Here is an 18206-nt window from a genome sequence, read left to right as displayed (position 1 = left end):
CAGGCTGCCATCAATTTCTTGTCCTAACTCCGCCATCCACAGTATCTGCCCCCAACCCCGAAAACCGACCTGGGTCGCCTGTCCAGTTAAAGTCGCTAATTTGCAGCGATACGGCTGCCGCTTCTCGCACGGGGCTAAAGCTGAAGGATAAAGAATAGGCGCGACGCTTATATTCTAGCGAGTAAGTTGTATCAATTTGTCGTCCTGTGTCTAGGTTGAGTGCTGTTTGAATGCCGACGCGAAAGGGGCCGTAAATCTGTTGGGTGATGCCTGCCGAAAGAACTCGTTCATCGACAATGCGATCGAACAGAAAGGGAGATTCTCCACTCAGTAGTCGGTTGGAGTATGAAATATTGAACGCTGTGTAGTCAAAAATCGGCTTAGAAAAATGACCAAATTGTCCATATAATCCAATTGATCCTGTCAAGCTCGACTGCGTTTCATTATTGCTGTAGCCGCTGAATACGCCTGTAATCCCAGGGGCGATCGCCAAATAAGGCGTGATGGGCACAGGGCTGTAACGCAACCCTTCGGTGGGAGTGGAGGGAAGAGCGGTGCCTTGCCAGAGAGTAAAGGGACGGTTGAGCGAGGCGCTGGCTTGGTAGCGAGTCAGGTCAGCACGATCGTTTTCGCGGGATATTGCCAAAAGCTCAGGGCGATCGGTATTGGCGTTAATGTACTGCACCCCTCCTTGATAGCTGAGGTTAATGCCTGTGTTGCCAAGCGTATAAATGGGGGAAGTGATGACAAATCCAACGCTGCTCTGAACGTTCTGGAAACCTAGAGAGCCGTTAAAAAGGCGATCGCGGTAGGTATACTCCAGTGCCAGGGTATGATCCCCAATTCTTTGGCGTGCCCGTAAGCTTGCCCGTAAAGAATTCTCTATATCATCAAGATCCAGGCTGGTAAAAACTGCGTTTCCCACAATTGAGGTATTGCGACCTAAGGTGGCATTGAGGCGAGAGGTTAAGCCAAAAGAGGATGGCTCAAAAAAATTGCCCTGGTCGTAACTGCGTTGTAATAATGCTTGCGGCGTGATGCTGAAATTGACCAGAGGGCTGGCGATCACCTGAAAGGTGCGCTCAATAAAAAAACCGCCGCGATCGTCTTGATCAAAGCCAAATTGCAATAAGCCAGGTTCGCGCTCGCTGCTGTCTAATACAATGCGATCGCGTAGCAAAGGTAGCCTTAGCCCTTGATCAAACACTGCAACCGGACGACGCGCCCGAATTTCGCTGCGGGTCGGCGATAGGCGAGTAAAAGTCACACGGCTCGATCGCAACTCTAGCTCTGGCGGCGAAAAGGGATCGTTAGTAATGCGGACATTAGTGGCTTGCCAACCTTCAGCCGTAAAGTCAATTTGTTCTGCTTCAAAGCGCAGTCGTCGTACTTCACCCGTTGTTCCTGTCGGAGTATTGTTGCGATTGTTACCCGCTGTTAACCCAAACATGATGCCTGGATTCGCACCCGTGACCTGTACGGGCTGTGCCGCCGTCACGCGATTGCCCGTCGTTTGGGTCGCAACTCGTTGGGCTGCATCATCGGTTGGCAGGGCTGAAGAAAAATCCGATTCAGCCGCCCCCAAATCTAACTCGCCGCTTGCTCCCAGGAATGTGCCTTCGCCCTGTACCAAGTTATATTCCAGGCGATCGCCCTTAATCACCTGCTGTCCGCGAGTTAGGACTGCATTCCCTTCTGCTACCACAATGCGGTTAGGCACGTTGACCTGAATGCGATCGGCACTGAGTATTGCTCCCCGAAAACGCAGCACTGCATTACCTTGAGCGCGGTAAACCTGGTCACGCTCGTCATAAATTTGGCGATCGGCATTAAGCTCAATCACGTTTTCTGCCCCTGGCACAGGCTGAATAGGAAGCGGTAGCCTGGGAACTGGAGTTGCTGGCGTATTACTGGGTAAGGGCGATCGGGGAATTTCTGAAGGAAGCTGCTGCTCAATGTTATTGGGTATCACGCGATCGGGTGATACATTTTCTGGTAATGCGTCATCTGGCAAAGCTTCATCTGGTAGAACTTCGCTCGGTAAAACACCCTCTGGTAGAACTCTACTAGGCAAAGTTTCATCTAGCTGAGTAGGAGTGGGTACAGTCTCGTCGGGCGTAGTCGGGGCTTGTGGCGGCACTTGAGTCGGTAACGGTAGTGCCTCGCTTGGCAAAGGAAGCGATGGCGCAGGTGTTGGCACAATGTCCTGAGATACTTCAGTTGTCTCAGTTAAGCTTTCGTTTGAAACAGGAACCTGAATACGAAGGGTCTGAGAACTCTCAGGTTTGACGTTATTGTGACTCACTCCAACCTCTAGGGGTTGGCGCAATTGGACTGTAGAACTGAACTCTGGCGCTGTAGGTGCTGAGAAATAAGCGTTATCAACCTGGACAAAGGGAACAGATTCCCGTTGTGATTGAGGTTGGATAATAGGAGGGGGAGGGGGCGGTAAAACCGGGTAAGGCATAATCTTTAGGCGAACATAGCAAGCAGCCCAATTGCAGGATTCTAGGCATCCTCAGCAATTTGGGTCTGAGGGACGGGGAAAGGGGAATAGGAATTCTTTCCTTGAGTAAAAACACTACACCCCAAGCCTACATCCGGTTTCTAAAGAGCCTATTCCATATCCCGACGGTTAGGGTTACGAGAGGGATCGTTAGAGAGAAAGCCGAATACAAAGAGCGAGATAAAGATACCGACAACGATATAAACAACAATTTTAAGGGTCAGCATGAGCGAGCCTCCGCCAGCGGGGTGTTCTAAAAAATAATCCTTCTTATATTATCGAAACGTTGCACCCTTTTACTGAATCAATCTCTAAAGGGTATTTTTATAGAAGTAGGGGCTACTTTTATAGAAGCAATTTTTAAGAACAAGTTCCAGTATCGCAAGCGGGATAGCTAGATTGATAGAGGGTTTCTCGTTTACCAAAAAGGGGATAGCGATGATCGCGGATCTGCTCATAGAAGCGATCGCCCATCCATTTCACCCCAGGTATGGCCCGATAAGCCGCCACAATCCCTTGAGCCCCCGGCAACAGATGACCAATTTCTTCAGCCGCATCACTTCCCTGCCAGCGCTGCGTTGGGTTCTCGCGATGAATGAGCAGCATTCCCATTTCACAGTCGCTTGGCGTGATGCCGTATTGCTCTAGAACTCTTTGATCTTGCATAGGGGCATATTGAAACTGCTCACCGCGATCGAGTTGTTCCAGGGCTTTGACCAAATTGACACACAAGTTACAGCTTCCGTCATATATCACATCATACATATCGTGAGTTCAAGCCTCGTAGAAACTCTAGTTGTCGGTATATTTACAGCATAGCGCTGAGTCCCTTAGTAATAAATTTTCTGTAAACTTAAACTGTTCTTTACCTAATGCTCAGTTCTTCTTTACCATCGGACGCTAATATTCAGGCGCGACCCTGAACAAGAATATACGAACTGATAGGAACATATGATTTCAAATCGCTTAAAGCGTCGGGTTTTCTTGGCTTCTTTGGCAGTGGTTTCACTAGGTTTTGCTGCGTGTCAATCCACTACTTCTGAAGCTCCCTCAGCCACTGGTGGATCTCCCGCTACAAGTGGTGCCGCAGGTGGTACCGTTGCATCTGCATCGTTGAATGGGGCAGGGGCTACTTTCCCGGCTCCTGTTTATCAACGTTGGTTTGCTGAATACAACAAGGTTCAACCTGGAGTCCAGGTCAGTTATCAATCGGTCGGAAGCGGAGCGGGCGTTGAGCAGTATCTTGCGGGTACTGTTGATTTTGGCGCTTCTGATGAACCTCTGAAAGATGATGAGATAGCGCAGTTCAAGACAAAATATGGTGCTGACCCTATTCAGGTGCCTATGACGGCAGGATCAGTTGTATTTGCCTACAACTTACCCACAGTAAAAGACTTGAAGCTTTCACGGGAAGCTTATTGTGGTATTGCTACGGGTGAAATTACCAATTGGAATGATCCAACGATCGCCGCCGCTAACCCTGGCACAACTCTTCCTGACAGACCCATCAGCTTTGTGTATCGTTCGGATGGTAGCGGCACTACAGCAGTGTTTACCACTCACCTAGATGCAGCCTGCCCTAACTGGAAGGCAGGCGGTGCCAAGACAGTGGAATGGTCGGTGGGTACTGGCGCCAAGGGTAACGAAGGCGTGACTGCCCAAGTGCAGCAGGCTGAAGGCTCTGTGGGATATGTGGAGTATGCTTACGCCAAAGAAAACGGCATTTCAATGGCTGCCATTGAAAACAAATCTGGCGCAATTATTGTTCCTTCCCCAGAAGCAGGTGCTCTAGCCTTTGATGGTGAGGAGATTCCAGCCGACCTGGCACTTAAAGTGCCAGACTCTGCCAATCCTGGGGCTTATCCCATCACCAGCCTGACCTGGCTGTTGGTATATCCCACGTACCAAGATGCTGCCAAGAAAGAGGCGTTGACCTCAGTTATTGACTGGGCGTTGACCGATGGCACCCAGTACTCCAATGAACTGGGCTACATTCCTTTGCCTGCTGGCGTGAAAGGTAAGGTTACCGAAGCTGTGACCAAGATTCAAGTTAAATAGAGATTAACTGGTCAGTCCTACGGGTGCAATCACAAAACCCGTAGGACTGGCTGGTGGGCAGGGACAGCAAACTTGCGTCCTATTGCAGATTGAAATTAGTTTCAGGACTACCTTAATTAGGGTCTTAATTAAAAGTTTCAGGTTGAGCTTTTTGTTCTCTTAGGACTAATTTATGAGTTCGTCAATAGCAAATGAGTCCACTGGAGACGAGAAACAGTCGATCGCGATCGCTCGATTAATTGATCGAATATTTTTGGGTTTAACTTGCGCCTTTGCTTGCTTTATTGCAGTTGTCTTGCTTTGGATTACAGCCTCATTGTTTTCTACTGCTCGTCCGGCGATCGCCGAATTTGGTCTAGGATTTATCACTACCAATCGCTGGAGTCCTGTTGAAGGTATATTCGGCGCATTGCCTCAAATCTACGGCACCATCATGAGTTCTATAATTGCGCTGTTGATTGCAGTGCCTCTGGGTGTCGGTGTAGCAATTTTCCTCAGCGAAGATTTTCTGCCACCTAGTGTTCGGACACCAGTCGCATTTATCATCGAACTGCTTGCCGCTGTCCCTAGCGTTGTGTATGGGCTGTGGGGCATTTTTGTATTAGTTCCAGCCATCCAACCCATCCTAAGATGGGTTTACCAAGTTTTTGGGTGGATTCCTCTCTTTAGCACGGCTCCTGATATCCGAGGTCTTTTCCAGGCAAGCTTGGTATTGGGCATTATGATTTCTCCTATCATCATTGCAATTTCAAGAGATTCCCTAATTTCTTTACCGCCTCAGCTTCGCCAAGGGTCATTGGCGCTCGGTGCGACTCGCTGGGAAACCATTATAAAAGTATTGCTTCCAGCCGCACTGTCAGGCATTATCGGAGCGGTCATGCTAGCCCTTGGTCGGGCGCTAGGCGAAACTATGGCAGCCGCTATGTTAATCGGGAACTCACCCAGAATCAGTGCATCGATTTTCGGACCATCTTCGACGATCGCCGCTCTGATTGCCAACCAGTTTCCTGAAGCCAGCGGCTTGCAACTTTCTTCCTTGATCTACACCGGACTAATTTTGATGTTGCTAACCCTTGCTGTCAACGTTTTGGCAGAGGTTGTAATCAGTCGCTTCCAGCAAATTGAGTAGTTTCTCATTCACTTGGATACAGGTATACTATGGTTCCGCTTTCAGATCAGCCCAATCCCGGTTCGAGTCAGGAGGCGATGTCTTATAAGGTGTCGCCTCAGCGTAAATGGTTTGGTACCTTCATGACTGTGCTGGTGACAGGCTGCGCCTTATTGCTGGCACTGCCTCTGTTCTCAATTCTATGGACAGTCATTTCTAGGGGCGCTCCTAGCTTTGGTCTTGACTTGTTTACTGAGTTGCCACCGCCTCCCTTATTGCAAGGCGGCGGTTTTGGAAATGCGATCGTGGGTTCTCTCATCGTCTTGGGTATTGCTGCGCTAATTAGCGTTCCGTTTGGTGTCATGGCAGCAATCTTTGTTTCAGAGTTTGCTAGAGGCACCCAGTTCGCTAACTTCGTTCGCTTTGGCATCAACGTTTTGAGTGGCGTACCTTCCATCATCATGGGGCTGTTTGCTTACGGGGTTGTAGTACTGGTAACGGGTACCTTCTCGGCATTAGCAGGGGGTATTGCTCTAGCCATTCTCATGATTCCAATTGTAGAACGCACGGCAGAAGAGGGACTGAAGTCGGTGCCGATGGAAACTCGGCAAGGGGCGATCGGGGTCGGTGCAACCAACTTCCAGACTATTACCCAAATTGTGCTGCCAGCCGCTCTACCTTCTATTGCGACTGGAGTAACACTTTCCCTAGCACGGGCATCGGGCGAAACGGCTCCTTTGCTGATTACAGCATTATTCAACCAGTACTACGCTAGAGGCGTACTTGAACCTATCGCGACTCTTCCGGTGTTGATTTATAACTTTGCGGGCGCGCCCTATCAGAATCAGCAAGAGCTAGCTTGGGCTGCTTCTCTGTTCTTAGTGATGTTGATTCTTGTGATCAGCATTGGCGCTCGTAGCCTTTCCCGCCGCCAAACCTTCGGTTAGTTGGCACTCACATCGTTAAAGTCCTTCACCTTGTCCTGTCAATCCTCCGAAACCTATGGCTGTTTCCGATACTCAATCTAACTCTACTCAACCCTCCCTGTCGGATGTGGTGATTCACACTGAAAAAGTCAATATCTATTACGGTTCCTTCCATGCTGTTCGAGATGTCTACCTGGATATTCCTCGTCATCAGGTAACAGCATTAATTGGTCCTTCAGGTTGTGGCAAAAGTACGCTGTTGCGGTGCTATAACCGCCTCAACGACTTGATCCCTAGCGCTAGAGTTGAAGGTCGCATCACCTTTGAAGGCATTGATCTGTACGCCAAGCAAACTGACCCAGTAGAAGTGCGCCGTCGGGTAGGCATGGTGTTTCAAAAGCCTAACCCATTCCCTAAGTCGATTTACGACAATATTGCGTTTGGGGCGCGGATTAATGGCTATAAAGGCAACATGGATGAGTTGGTAGAGCGATCGCTTAAAAGTGCCGCTCTTTGGGAAGAGGTGAAAGATAAGCTGAAGCAAAGCGGTTTGTCGCTTTCAGGAGGACAACAGCAGCGCTTGTGCATTGCCCGGACGATCGCCATCAAGCCTGAAGTTATTCTCATGGACGAACCTTGTTCTGCCCTCGACCCGATCTCAACTCTGCGGGTTGAGGATTTAATGCATGAGCTAAAGAAAGAGTTCACCATCATTATCGTGACCCACAATATGCAGCAGGCATCTCGTGTCGCTGATATGACGGCATTCTTCAACGCTGAAGCGTCTGAAAGTGGCGGACGGTATGGCTACTTGGTGGAGCACGATCACACCCAAAACATCTTTAATCATCCTAAGGAAAAGTCTACACAGGATTATGTCAGCGGTCGCTTCGGCTAAAGATAAAACCTGTCAGAATAAGAAGTAAAGAAATGTAAATTTATCTCTTCTTCTGATATGACTTCTATTCCGATCGCTTCTTTCTCAGAAACCCTTGCTGCTCCAAAAATCTGGACGTGGCAAGGGTTTTCGATTTGTTACCAAACTCAAGGCGAAACTGGGGCAGCGATCGTTCTGATTCACGGATTTGGAGCCTCTTGGGGACACTGGCGAAAAAATATTCCAGCACTAGCCACGCACTATCGAGTCTATGCCATTGACCTAATTGGCTTTGGTGGTTCTGCCAAGCCCACACCTGGCACCGAAATAAGCTACACATTTGAAACTTGGGCACAGCAAATTGCTGATTTTTGCCGGGAAGTTGTCGGCACTCCAGCTTTCCTGATCGGCAATTCTGTTGGCTGCATCGTCGCCATGCAAACGGCAGTTGATTATCCAGAATGGGTGCGAGAAGTAGCAATGTTGAACTGTTCGCTGCGACTGTTACACGATCGCCGTCGCAGCACTCTCCCCTGGTATCGCAGCCTCGGTACCCCTATCTTGCAAAATATCTTAGGCATTCGTTGGATCGGGCACAGGTTTTTTAATCTCCTCGCTAAACCTAAAACCGTTCGCAAAATCCTTCTACAAGCCTATGCTCATCCTGAAGCGGTGACTGATGAGCTAGTAGATATGCTAATGGCTCCGGCTGCTGAACCCGGAGCCGCAGATGTATTTTTGGCATTTACTCGGTACTCTCAGGGCCCTCTGCCTGAGGACTTGCTAGAGGTGCTACCTTGCACTGCCCTCCTGCTGTGGGGCGATCGCGATCCATGGGAACCGATCGCCCTGGGTCAGGAGTTAGCAAAATATGCGGCTGTCCAGCAGTTCATTCCCCTCGAAGGCGCTGGACATTGCCCCCAAGACGAAGTTCCAGAACAGGTGAATGCTATCTTGAGCAACTGGCTAGCGGCGAAGACATGAACTTAGGCTAGCGCAATCGCGCCTTCCTTTAAAAATGTTTGCGTTACCTCTAGGTAAGTCTCTACGTCTTCCAACATCGGGAAGTGAGCCGTGTCCTTCATCACCACGTGTTTGACCTGATCATTCAAGGCTGCGGCTGTTCGTCCTAGCTCTACCGGAATAATTTGGTCAAACTCCCCCGAAATTAGTAACGTCGGCACCGTTAGCTGAGCAAACTCATTGGGCATTTCTTCAGCAGCTTTTTTACTGACCGCCGTATAAACCGTTCCCAGCGCTACCTCAGGATCTGCCATCAAAAAATCTTCTAGAAACGCTTGGTTTGCTGCTGGGGCTAGGGGTTGACGAACAAAGCGCGCCATAAAGAGGCGATCGACCATTGGAATATTTTTGAGCCACTGAGGGCGAAAAGCAACCACGTAGCCTGCAAAAAAGTGGAATGTCTTAAAAGCCAAGGCATTGTACGAAAACACCCCATTACAAGTCAAAATTGCCTGCTCAACTCTCTGTGGATAACGGTTAAGAAAAATGACTGCGACTGAGCCACCCGTAGAGTGAGCATTCAGATAAATTTTCTCGATTCCTAACCCATCCAGCAGCAACGCTAAATCATCGGCAAAGCTGTCAAGTTCGTAGCCTATCGCCTCTACTTCAGAAGGAATAGGACGAGGGAGACGCGATCGCCCAAACCCTCGCATATCGTATAGCAGGCAATCAAACCGCTCAGCAAACGCCAGGGCTGTACTCTGCCAGTAGCGAGTTGAGCCTGCCCAGCCATGAATAAAGACCAACACGGGCTTACCCGACGGCACAGGCTGTCCCGGAACTCCAATCCACTCGTAGTAGTGATCTACACCACGAATATTAATCTCAGGCATTTTCTAATCTAGAAGGTAGTAAAAAGTAGTAAAAGGCAAAAATAGGTATCGCTAAGGGTCAGCCTGGCGTAACCTCCGCTCAAACTAAATTAAGTTTATCTGTAAAATCCTAAGAATTCTATGCGGACTCTGGCTTAGGCAATGAGGAAGGATGTACCAACAGTTCAGCAGTCGATCGCTTTTCTACCATTTCACGAGTAATGGCACAACGAGTTACGTCCTTGCGAGAAGGTAGCTCATACATGACATCCAGCATGAGTTCCTCAACAATGCTACGTAGCGCTCTGGCACCAGTTTTGCGGCGGAATGCTTCTTTAGCGATCGCCCGAATAGCATCTGGCTTAAACTCTAGGCTCACATTATCCATCCGCATCAGTTTCTGGAACTGCTTCACCAAAGCATTCTTTGGCTCTGTCAAAATCTCCGTCAGCGTATCCTCATCCAGCGGATTCACCACTGCCATCACGGGCACCCGCCCAATAAACTCAGGAATCATTCCAAACCTCACCATATCGTCTGGCTCTAGGTGCTTTAGCACATCCGACGATTTTTTCTCCTTCATCTGCCCCTCACCCGGCTGAACAAAGCCCATCGACTTTTTGCCCATCCGCTGTTCTACGGCTTTATCCAAACCCACAAACGCTCCACCACAAATAAATAAAATATTGCTTGTATCAATCTGAATACAGTCCTGATACGGATGCTTGCGCCCTCCCTGCGGCGGCACATTAGCAACCGTTCCTTCCAACATCTTCAACAACGCCTGTTGAACCCCTTCTCCTGACACATCTCGGGTAATTGAAGGATTCTCGCTCTTGCGGGCGATTTTATCGATTTCATCAATGTAGATAATGCCGCGTTGTGCTGCGTCCACATCCAAATCTGCAACCTGGAGCAGCCTCAGCAGGATATTTTCAACATCCTCTCCCACATACCCTGCCTCGGTCAGAGTTGTCGCATCTGCCACAGCAAAGGGTACATCCAACATTTCAGCTAAAGTTTGAGCCAACAAAGTCTTACCGCAGCCCGTAGGACCAATCAGTAAAATGTTCGACTTTTGCAACTCTACTGGGTCTTCGTTCTTTGCCGTTCCTTTAGACTGCAAAAAGCTTAGACGCTTATAGTGGTTATAAACCGCTACCGAAAGAATTTTTTTCGCCTCATCTTGCCCAATCACGTGCCCGTCAAGATGTTTCTTGATCTCACGCGGCTTAGGGATTTGGCTCATCGACATATTAGCAGAGCGAGCCGGACGCTTCTCTGGTCCATCTCTCCGTGCAGAAGGCTGAGGGACGGCTGCGGTCGAGTCGAACAACTCCTCATCTAGAATCTCGTTGCAGAGGTCAACGCACTCATCACAAATGTAAACGCCAGGCCCGGCAATGAGTTTCCGAACTTGCTCCTGCGATTTGCCGCAGAACGAACATTTGAGATGGGAGTCATACTTAGACATATTCGCCCCTTATTTCACTGCGGTAATTGTGGGTAAATCTTTGCGAGTGACAACCTGATCAATCAGACCATAGTCCTTAGCTTCTTCTGCCGACATAAAAAAATCGCGCTCTGTATCAGCCTCAACTTTATCAAAAGGTTGCTTCGTATGATAAGCCAACAATTCGTTCAAAGTACGCTTAATGTACAGGATTTCTCTGGCTTGAATTTCAATATCTACTGCCTGACCCTGGGCACCTCCTAAGGGCTGATGAATCATAATCCGAGCGCTAGGCAGGGATAGCCGTTTTCCATGTTCGCCTGCTGACAGCAAAAATGCGCCCATGCTTGCCGCCAGACCGTAGCAAATCGTAACGACATCGGGGCGAACCTGCTGCATTGTATCGTAGATTGCCATTCCTGCCGAAACCGATCCTCCTGGCGAATTGATATAGATTTGAATATCTTTGTCAGGATCATCGGCATCTAGATAAAGCAGCTGAGCCACGATCGAATCTGCAACATCGTCAGTGACAGGAGTGCCCAGAAAAATAATGCGTTCACGCAGAAGGCGAGAGTAAATGTCGAAGGCGCGCTCACCTCTCCCTGACTGCTCTAGCACCATTGGCACAACGTTTCGCACCTCAATGGTGGAGGAAACAGGGTACGAGATAGAGGCATTAAACCCAAAATCTCTGGGGCTGGACGGGGAAAACTTGGAATCTTTAGACTGGGGCATAAGACCTGAAATACAGTGAACGCTTGTTTTGAGATAGAAATCGGCTTTATGGGGTTTGCCGACCTAAGCACCCTTACTCTACCCAACAATTAGGCACTAAATGCCCTAGACCTAAGGGAGGAATGAACCACGATCGCCTTGAGATATCTACCAAGAACCGCCTCATTCTCCCCTATCCTACTTCGATTCAGATTAAGACGTTTGCTTGCCAGATTTTCCCTTCGATTTTTTAGGGGTTTCAGCAGGAGCCTCTTCTATCACTTCGGCGGCGATCGCTTTATCGGCAACTATTTCATCAGAAACTATTTCATCAGCAGCTATTTCATCAGCAACCTCTTCTACCACCTCAGCGGCAACATCGATCGCATCATCAGAGGTTGCTTCTGATTCAACAACTGTTTCCTCTGCCTCTTCTGTATCTTCCTCCAATTCTTCCTCAGCAGGCTCCAGTGACCCCTCTGGGACTAGTTCTATAGAACTTTGCTCTTCTAACCAGCCTAGAATTTTATCCTTAAGCAAGTCTTCCGAAACCACTTCCCGCAGACGTTCTGTGTCAATCTCTCGATCCTGCCCAGCATACTCAGCCAAAATTTCATTCATTTTGACCTCAATGGCACTAGCCTCTACCTCTAAAGATTGCTGCTTAGCGATTTCCCCTAGAGCCAGAGTGCGCTGAATTCGAGTAATAGATTCAGGACGCGCCTGTTCCCGCAGCATAGAAACAATTTCCTGGGTAAACATTTTTTTAACGTCCATCCCTTGTTGGCTAAACTGCATCGCTGTTTGCGTGACAGAATAATCAATTTCTTGTTTCACCAAAGTTTCAGGCAGTTCAACCTCAATATGCTTCACTAGCTCAGTCAACAAAGCTTCCTGCTTATTGTTCTTGGTCTTCTGCTCGGCTTCTTTCTGATAACGAGTTTCTAGCGATTCTCGTAGCTCTGTCAGGGTTTCAAAGGCACTCACTTCCTGAGCAAAATCATCATCCAGATCGGGAAGCTCTTGAGCTTTTAGCTCTTTAAGAGTAATCGTAAACACGGCAGGTTTGCCTGCCAAATCTTCCTGCGGATAGCCTTCTGGAAAAGTCACTTCGACTTCCTTTGTTTCTCCAGGACTCATTCCAAAAGTTCCTTCAATAAACCCAGGAATGAACTTGCCTTCAGAAAGTTCAATCTGAAAATCTTCAGCACTTCCCCCTGGAATTTCACCCGGCTCTTCGCCTTCAGGCGCATCTGCAAACCGCCCTGCAAAGTCCACGATCGCTATGTCCCCCTGCTCAGCAACCCGTCCTTCGACTGGAACCAGTGTGGCAGCCCGTTTGCGGTAATCTTCTAGCACCGTGTCTACTTTGCTAGGGTCATATTTCACTTCTTCAGCTTTAACGGTCAATCCTGTGTATTCACCCAGCTTGACCTCAGGCGGAACGTCGATCGCGGCAGCAAAGGTTAGGGACGCACCTGGCTCAAACTGCTCTACCAACTCATCAAAGGACGATTGAAGGCTAAACTGACCCATTGTTTGAATTTTTTCGGTCTCAACTGCCTTTTTCAGGCTGTCTTGAATCAGATCTTCAACCACTGTGGCTTTAATTCGGCTCGAACCAAACCGCTGTAGCAGAACTTGTCGGGGCACCTTGCCCTTCCGAAACCCAGGAATGTTGGCATTCCGAGTAAACTCCTGGAGAGCCTTCTCGTAAGCCTTTGATGACATCTCAGGGGTAATCTCGATTTCTAGACCAATTTGACTGGCGGGGAGCTTTGCCTGGGTAACTTTCATTAGAATTTCTCGTTGCGTGTCGCTTCTTATGGGGCTGAAACTAGTCAGCTTTGCCGCAATTAGCTATAGTAGCTGATTCTGACTCAACTGCTCAGGAGTGAAACATATCTCGTCATGCTTCCGCAGCAGGGAGTCAGGATTTGGGGATATTATAGTAATGTATCTCTTAATATCGTCTTCTTCAAAAGCGTAAGAGATCCGCTATGATTTGGAGAAAGCAAGTACGCTTAAGTCGATACACGCCCAGTGTTACTATGCCAAATATTAACCTTGGCAGACTTATAAGTAAGGTTCAACCCTCTAAGGTTCAATAAAGAAAAGGGCAATCGTACCCTAAATGGAAGGCTTACGCCTAAAGCTTTGTATCTGGCAATCAATAAACGTTCGACTCGCCTCTACACTGTTTTCTATGTACCTCACTTGTGGTTAGTAATTGAGTGACTCCAAAAAATTTTAGTGTTGTTTTCAAGAAAAAGACTGTTTGTTGTTTGATTGGAGGATATTGAGGTTGCCTAAAACTTATCGAGTTGCTGTTCTGGGTGCGACAGGAGCAGTCGGCACTGAGCTTTTAGAGTTACTGGCTGAGCGTCATTTTCCGGTGGCTAGCTTGAAGCTGCTGTCCTCTCCTCGTTCGGCAGGTGAGAAGCTGGTGCTTGCTGATAAAGAGTACGTAGTTGAAGCGGTTGGCGATCGCTCCTTTGACAATATTGACTTAGTTCTTGCCTCTGCTGGAGGTTCTGTTTCTAAAGCTTGGGCAAACAAAATTATTGCAGCCGGGGCTGTCATGATCGACAACTCCAGCGCTTTCCGAATGCGTCCTGATGTTCCACTGGTCATTCCAGAGGTTAACCCTGCGGCGGCTGCCCAGCACCAAGGAATTATTGCTAACCCCAACTGCACTACTATTTTGATGGCAGTTGCAATCTACCCCCTGCATCAGGTACAGCCCATCCGTCGAGTTGTGGCTGCAACCTACCAATCTGCCAGTGGTGCAGGCGCTAGAGCGATGGAAGAAGTGAAAGTACAGGCACAAGCGATTCTCAATGGAGAAGAACCTAAAGCTGAAATCTTTCCCTATCCTTTAGCCTTTAACCTTTTTCCCCACAATACTCCAATTGACGATCGGGGCTATTGTGAAGAAGAAATGAAAATGGTTAATGAAACTCGAAAAATCTTTTCAGCGCCCAACCTCCGAGTAACCGCGACCTGTATACGGGTTCCCGTATTGCGCGCCCACTCAGAAGCCCTTAATCTAGAATTTGAGTCACCTTTTTCTGTGACTCAAGCCCGTGAGATTTTGAGCCAAGCTCCGGGAGTTAAGCTGGTTGAAGACTGGCAAGCGAACTACTTTCCTATGCCCAGCGAGGCAAGTGGGCAAGATGCCGTATTGGTAGGTCGGATTCGCCAAGATATTTCTGACCCTAACTGTTTAGAACTTTGGTTGAGTGGTGACCAGATTCGCAAAGGAGCAGCTTTGAACGCAATCCAGATTGCTGAATTATTAGTTGCACAAGACTTAATTCGCCCTACAAAACTGGCAGTAACTGCCTAGTCAGAAATCAAAATAGTTTAGTTAGACGATCGAGGAGTTAGTAACGTGTGGTAGATTTTGGACGTGTGGTGACTGCAATGATCACGCCGTTTGCTAAGGACGGTAGTGTAGACTATGCTTTAGCTGAGCGGTTAGCCGTTTACTTAGTTGAGCATGGCAGTGATACGTTGGTTGTCTGTGGGACGACGGGCGAATCGCCTACCCTGACTTGGGATGAAGAATTTGAACTATTTCAAGTGGTTCAAAAAGCAATTTTTGGGAAAGCTAAAATTATCGCAGGGGCGGGGTCAAACTCTACCCAAGAGGCGATCGCTGCCACACAAAAGGCAGATCAGCTAAGATTAGATGGGACACTGCAAGTAGTTCCTTACTACAATAAGCCTCCTCAAGATGGGCTTTACCAGCATTTCCGGGCGATCGCTGAAGCCAGTCCCGATCTACCTATGATGCTTTACAACATTCCAGGACGTACCGGTCAAAATTTAGCACCCGAAACTGTGATTCATCTTGCTAAAATTCCGAACATTGTGGCAATCAAGGAAGCCAGTGGCAATCTTGACCAAGTGAGTCAAGTTCGACGTTCAACTCCACCCGAGTTTGGCATTTACTCTGGTGATGATTCTTTGACGCTACCCATGTTGGCAGTGGGCGCAAAAGGAGTAGTCAGTGTAGCCAGTCACTTGGTGGGAGATTTAATGCAGCAGATGGTTCAGGCGTTTGAACAAGGTCAGGTTCTTGATGCTCGTAAAATTCATTTACAGCTTATCCCGCTGTTCAAAGCTTTATTTGTGACTGCAAATCCCATTCCTTTGAAAGCCGCTCTAAGGCTACAAGGATGGCAAGTTGGCAATACTCGCCCACCTCTAGCAGATCAGTCCCTTGATGTTGATCAAATCCTTCGGAAAGTCATGGAAGAAATAGGATTACTTCCTGTATAGTGCCTTGTTTGCAATTTAGAAAAGCGATCGCACCCACAGATTTGCTCACAACTAAATAGGTCATCTAAAGAGTTTTCTCTCTATCCCTGAGTTCTGTCATTTCCATGAACTCAAGGTTCTGTTTTCTAGCAACGCCTTCGTTGCAAAAGTTTCTAATCACCTTGAAGAATTAAGGACACACATGAGTCAAAATGGTTCAGCTGACGTATTAAAAGTTATCCCTCTCGGTGGACTTCACGAAATTGGTAAAAATACCTGCGTGTTTGAGTACAACGACGAGATTATCCTCTTAGATGCCGGGCTTGCTTTTCCCTCTGATGGAATGCACGGAGTTAATATTGTCTTGCCTGACATGACCTATCTACGGGAAAATCGCCACAAAATTAAAGGCATGATCGTCACTCACGGGCATGAAGATCACATTGGTGGCATTGCCTTCCACCTCAAGCAATTCGATATTCCGGTGATTTATGGGCCTCGTTTGGCAATGGCGCTGCTGCAAGACAAGCTAGAAGAGGCAGGCGTTTCCGATCGCACCGAACTGCGCACTGTCCGTCCCCGCGACATGGTTCGCATTGGTGCCTCTTTCCTCGTGGAATATATTCGCAATACCCATTCCATGGCGGATAGCTTCACGGTGGCAATCCATACCCCTTTGGGCGTGGTGATTCACACAGGCGATTTCAAAATTGATCATACGCCTGTAGATGGCGAAACTTTTGATTTGCAGCGCTTAGCAGAGCATGGTGAAAAAGGTGTGCTGTGCCTCATCAGTGACTCTACTAACTCGGAAGTGCCAGGATTTACACCTTCTGAGCGAGCAGTTTTTCCTAACCTCGATCGTATTTTCTCCCAGGCTCCGGGACGGCTCTTAGTAACGACCTTTGCCTCCTCGGTACATCGCGTCAACATGATTTTGGAGTTGGCGAAAAAGAACAAGCGATCGGTTGCGGTGCTAGGTCGCTCAATGCTGAACGTAATTGCCCATGCTCGGAACTTAGGGTACATCAAATGCACGGATGATGTTTTTGTACCGCTCAACATGGTCAATAAACTGCCAGATAATAATGTTCTGATTCTGACTACTGGATCGCAAGGCGAACCCATGGCAGCCATGACTCGGATTGCCAACCAGGATCACCGCCAAGTCAAAATCCGCGAGGGCGATACAGTCGTATTCTCGGCAAATCCCATCCCGGGCAACACCATTGCCGTTGTCAACACAATTGACAAACTGATGATGCAGGGGGCAAAGGTGGTTTACGGAAAGGATAAAGGTATCCACGTTTCGGGTCACGGCGCTCAGGAAGATCAGAAAATGATGATTGCCCTGACCCGTCCTAAGTTCTTTATCCCTGTTCATGGTGAGCACCGGATGCTGGTCAAGCACTCTGAAACTGCTCAGAGTATGGGTATTCCGGCAGAGAACATGATTATTATCGACAACGGCGACGTTGTGGAACTGACTCCCGATCGCATCCAGGTTTCGGGTAAGGTGCCTTCAGGGATTGAACTAGTCGATGCTTCTCGCTCAGGAATTGTTCAAGAGCGGGTTCTCAAAGAGCGTCAGCAGATGGCTGAAGAGGGGATTGTTACGGTCGCTGCTACTATCAACTGGACGGGTGAATTGATCGCGAAGCCGGAAGTACATTTGCGCGGTGTTGTGACCAGCATTGAGAAGGCTCGCCTTGAAAAAGCAGTGTCTCAGAGCATTGAGAATGTTGTTAAAAATGGTTGGTCAGAAATCGCTCCCGCTTCGGGTAATGGCAAAGCTGCTGAAGTGAACTGGGTAAAGCTGCAAGCAGACATCGAAGCTGACTTACGACGGTTACTGCGACGGGAACTGCAATCTAGTCCTACGCTAGTGTTCATGATGCAAACCACCCAACAGGCTTCAGGGCAACAGTCCTCCGCATCTCATCCATCAAGTCCGCAAGCCACGCAACCGCTGCCAACGCCCCAGTCTACTGCTCCAAGCAGTTCTCGGAGACAGCGATCGACGGCAAAGGTTGCTTCTTAATAATCTGGTAGCTGCCCTTTAAGTTCAAATAAAGTTTGGAAAGGCGATCGACAGGTCGCCTTTTTGAGTGTTATGGTGTTAAGCGGAAATCACAACGAAACTATTTCAATTTCTTTTTTTTACGTCGAGTCTTGGCTCATTTAAAACTGTAGCTTCCGTCACACTTCATCAGTAAAATATCAGGTGAAGCTGCCCTATTTCAAAGATTTATCAATCTCAAAAATCCGTGTTTCCACGAACTTCCATCCGATTTTCTTCGGACACAATAGCCATGTCACTTAAAGCTGTATGAACGACGTGTAGCCTTCTACACACTTGATGAGGCGAGGGTTTTTCTGCTCTTGAAAAAGTATTAGGTTTACTACTTTTTCTGGCTTCAAGTATTAACAATTCGTTCCGATAAAGCTGCTTTAACC

15 protein-coding genes are annotated in these 18206 nt (G+C 48.2%); 8 read left to right on the top strand and 7 right to left on the bottom strand.

Annotated elements, in window-relative coordinates; all coding sequences use genetic code 11:
* Positions 1-10: 10 nt before the first annotated feature.
* From KME11_13565 to KME11_13555, 3 genes are all read right to left on the bottom strand, one after another.
* Positions 11-2467, bottom strand: coding sequence for a DUF3769 domain-containing protein (locus KME11_13565; GenBank protein MBW4516237.1), 2457 nt, complete (start codon positions 2465-2467; stop codon positions 11-13).
* Between the two features lie 149 nt (positions 2468-2616).
* The gene (locus KME11_13560; protein MBW4516236.1) at positions 2617-2733 is read right to left on the bottom strand and encodes a photosystem II reaction center protein I; all 117 of its coding nucleotides are present in this window, start codon (positions 2731-2733) and stop codon (positions 2617-2619) included.
* A 133-nt stretch (positions 2734-2866) separates the two neighbouring features.
* Positions 2867-3271, bottom strand: a complete 405-nt coding sequence (locus tag KME11_13555) for a DUF393 domain-containing protein (protein MBW4516235.1) — start codon at positions 3269-3271, stop codon at positions 2867-2869.
* A gap of 186 nt (positions 3272-3457) precedes the next feature.
* Here KME11_13555 and pstS point away from each other — a divergent pair, with 186 nt between their 5' ends.
* The 5 genes from pstS to KME11_13530 all read left to right on the top strand — a co-directional run bounded on the left by pstS (position 3458) and on the right by KME11_13530 (position 8459).
* Positions 3458-4564: a phosphate ABC transporter substrate-binding protein PstS gene (gene pstS / locus KME11_13550; GenBank protein MBW4516234.1), complete on the top strand. Its 1107-nt coding sequence runs from the start codon at positions 3458-3460 to the stop codon at positions 4562-4564.
* 172 nt (positions 4565-4736) lie between these two features.
* Positions 4737-5693: a phosphate ABC transporter permease subunit PstC gene (gene pstC, locus KME11_13545; protein ID MBW4516233.1), complete on the top strand. Its 957-nt coding sequence runs from the start codon at positions 4737-4739 to the stop codon at positions 5691-5693.
* A gap of 29 nt (positions 5694-5722) precedes the next feature.
* Entirely contained in the window at positions 5723-6619 is an 897-nt protein-coding gene (gene pstA, locus KME11_13540; protein MBW4516232.1) for a phosphate ABC transporter permease PstA, read from the top strand.
* Between the two features lie 55 nt (positions 6620-6674).
* Positions 6675-7496 (top strand): phosphate ABC transporter ATP-binding protein, encoded by an 822-nt coding sequence (gene pstB / locus KME11_13535; GenBank protein MBW4516231.1) that lies wholly within the window; start codon positions 6675-6677, stop codon positions 7494-7496.
* A 57-nt stretch (positions 7497-7553) separates the two neighbouring features.
* Positions 7554-8459, top strand: coding sequence for an alpha/beta fold hydrolase (locus KME11_13530; protein MBW4516230.1), 906 nt, complete (start codon positions 7554-7556; stop codon positions 8457-8459).
* 2 nt (positions 8460-8461) lie between these two features.
* Here the strand turns inward: KME11_13530 and KME11_13525 are convergent, their stop codons facing one another.
* The 4 genes from KME11_13525 to tig form a co-directional block, all read right to left on the bottom strand.
* Positions 8462-9334: an alpha/beta hydrolase gene (locus KME11_13525; protein MBW4516229.1), complete on the bottom strand. Its 873-nt coding sequence runs from the start codon at positions 9332-9334 to the stop codon at positions 8462-8464.
* Positions 9335-9452: 118 nt separating this feature from the next.
* A complete protein-coding gene (gene clpX / locus KME11_13520) occupies positions 9453-10787 on the bottom strand; it encodes an ATP-dependent protease ATP-binding subunit ClpX (protein MBW4516228.1) in 1335 nt (444 codons plus the stop codon).
* A 9-nt stretch (positions 10788-10796) separates the two neighbouring features.
* Positions 10797-11504, bottom strand: coding sequence for an ATP-dependent Clp endopeptidase proteolytic subunit ClpP (gene clpP / locus KME11_13515; GenBank protein MBW4516227.1), 708 nt, complete (start codon positions 11502-11504; stop codon positions 10797-10799).
* Positions 11505-11696: 192 nt separating this feature from the next.
* Positions 11697-13280: a trigger factor gene (gene tig, locus KME11_13510; GenBank protein MBW4516226.1), complete on the bottom strand. Its 1584-nt coding sequence runs from the start codon at positions 13278-13280 to the stop codon at positions 11697-11699.
* Between the two features lie 508 nt (positions 13281-13788).
* On the opposite strand from tig, the gene KME11_13505 reads away from it, so the two are divergent.
* The 3 genes from KME11_13505 (at position 13789) to KME11_13495 (ending at position 17790) form a co-directional block, all read left to right on the top strand.
* Entirely contained in the window at positions 13789-14832 is a 1044-nt protein-coding gene (locus tag KME11_13505; GenBank protein ID MBW4516225.1) for an aspartate-semialdehyde dehydrogenase, read from the top strand.
* Positions 14833-14879: 47 nt separating this feature from the next.
* Positions 14880-15770 (top strand): 4-hydroxy-tetrahydrodipicolinate synthase, encoded by an 891-nt coding sequence (gene dapA / locus KME11_13500; protein MBW4516224.1) that lies wholly within the window; start codon positions 14880-14882, stop codon positions 15768-15770.
* A gap of 181 nt (positions 15771-15951) precedes the next feature.
* Entirely contained in the window at positions 15952-17790 is a 1839-nt protein-coding gene (locus tag KME11_13495) for a ribonuclease J (GenBank protein MBW4516223.1), read from the top strand.
* Positions 17791-18206 lie beyond the last annotated feature (416 nt).

This window comes from Timaviella obliquedivisa GSE-PSE-MK23-08B, assembly GCA_019358855.1.
Lineage (GTDB): Bacteria > Cyanobacteriota > Cyanobacteriia > Elainellales > Elainellaceae > Timaviella > Timaviella obliquedivisa.
This window is presented reverse-complemented; position numbering and strand designations above follow the sequence as displayed.